The organism is Bradyrhizobium sp. HKCCYLRH3099, assembly GCF_051167855.1.
Taxonomy (GTDB): Bacteria; Pseudomonadota; Alphaproteobacteria; order Rhizobiales; family Xanthobacteraceae; genus Bradyrhizobium.
In genome coordinates, this window is sequence record NZ_JBNPTW010000036.1 from 1 (window position 1) to 1891 (window position 1891).

1 protein-coding gene and 1 pseudogene are annotated in these 1891 nt (G+C 64.3%); both read left to right on the forward strand.

Annotated elements, in window-relative coordinates:
* A pseudogene (locus ACQR1Y_RS34615) lies at positions 1-474 on the forward strand (methyl-accepting chemotaxis protein); the annotation flags it as partial.
* A 56-nt stretch (positions 475-530) separates the two neighbouring features.
* On the forward strand, positions 531-1891 hold a 1361-nt coding region (locus ACQR1Y_RS34620; protein WP_434894337.1), incomplete at its 3' end, for a HAMP domain-containing protein.

A 1891-nucleotide genomic window follows, 5' to 3' on the forward strand; every position in this document is an offset into this window, starting at 1 on the left:
GGGATGCTGTCCAAGCTGGTGCCTGACATCAAGAAGACGGCGGAGCTGGTGGTGGAGATCACGGCCGCGTGCCGCGAACAGGACATCGGGGCGGCCCAGATCAACCAGGCCATTCAGCAGCTCGACAAGGTCGGTCAGCAGAATGCGAGTGCATCCGAGCAGGTATCCTCGACCTCGGAGGAACTCGCCTCGCAGGCCGAGCAGCTGCAGTCGACCATCGCCTTCTTCCGCATCGATCGGTCCTCCGACGCTGGCATTGCTGCGCCGGCGGTCCCCACGATTGATCGCGCTGTTGGCCAGCTGAGGGCCAAGGCCGCCAGCATGGCCGCCGCAAACCGGGACGCCCATAATGCGCCGCGGAAGCCGGTTGCAAGGCCAACGACTGGGCGCGGCGTCATGGCCTCGAGCGGCGGCGGCTTCGCCTTCGACATGAGCGAGGCCAGCGATGCCCGCGACCGCGAATTTCAACGTTAGTGGCACGCGGGGTCGTCTGCGGACGGCCTCCTGCGATGGAAATTGGATGTCTGGACATGAGATTCACGATCAAGGCCAAGCTGGCCGGCGCTTTCGGTGTCGTCGTTACGCTCTCGATGATCATGGGCGGCATCGCCTACATGAACCTCTCCTCGCTGAGTGAGGCGGAGCAGCGCACGGTCGCACAGGCCGGCCGCCTCAAGATGGCGGGCGATCTCATGAACGGCATCCAGGGCCAGCAGCGGTCCGAAACCCGTATGATCAACGCGATCACGGACAAGGATATCCAGGACTACTACAACACGATGACGGCGCGCCGCGACAAGGTGCTCAAGCTGCGCGACGAGCTCTATGGCCGCGCGAGCGAGTCCGGCCGGCGCATCCTCGACCAGGCCACCAGCTCCATCAAGCGCATGAACGAACTCGAGGATCAGGCCAGCAAATTCGCGCTCCTCAATTCGAACAACAAGGCCGCCGAGGTATGGCGCGGCGAGGGGCAGCCGGCGACGCGCGAGCTCGACGCGACACTCGATTCGATCGTTGGTGAGCTGAACAAGGATGCGTCCGACAGCCAGCGCATGGTCACGGCGCTGTTGACCGCAAGGCTCGATGCCGCGCGGCTGTCGCGCGCCATCATCTCCGCCTATACGAGTGCGAACGTCCAGGATATCGACGCTGACTTGAAAGAGGCCCAGCAAAGGCTCGCCGCCGTCAAGGCGGATCTGGTGAAGATCGCCGGCGAGCAGGCCGGGCCTTCCAGCGGCGCGATCAAGGGGGAGCTCGAGCGGTTGAGCAAGGCGGTCGAAAAGGCTGCCAACTTTGCTGCGGAAGCCGGCAACGTCAAAGCGATAGCGATCGCCAACGGGGATGGCCGCAAGGCGTTCAACGATAGCCTCGATATGATCGAGCAATACGTTCAGCAGAACGAACGACAGATGGCCGAGGTTGCCGAAGACGGAGCGCGCGGGGCAAGCTTCGCCAAGACGCTGATGGTCAGCATCATCATCGGCGCGCTGGTGATCGCTGTCGTCTCGGCGACCTGGATCGCACTCAGCATCAGCAGGGCGCTGGCTCGCGCCGTCGGCCTTGCCGACGCCGTGGCCATCGGCGACCTGAGCCAGACGATCGAGGTACGTAGCGACGACGAGATCGGCGATCTGGTCAAATCGCTCAATGCCATGACGCAGAACCTTAACGTGATGGCAGGCATCGCCGACGAGATCGCGCACGGAAATCTCACCGTCGAGACCAGGCGCGCCTCCGACAAGGACAAGCTCGGCATCGCGCTCGAGCACATGGTGGACAAGCTCCGGCAGATCGTCGCTGAAGCCCTGACCGCAGCGCACAACGTGTCGGCTGGCAGCCAGGAGCTGTCGGCGAGTGCCGAGCAGCTGTCGCAGGGCGCGACCGAGCAGGC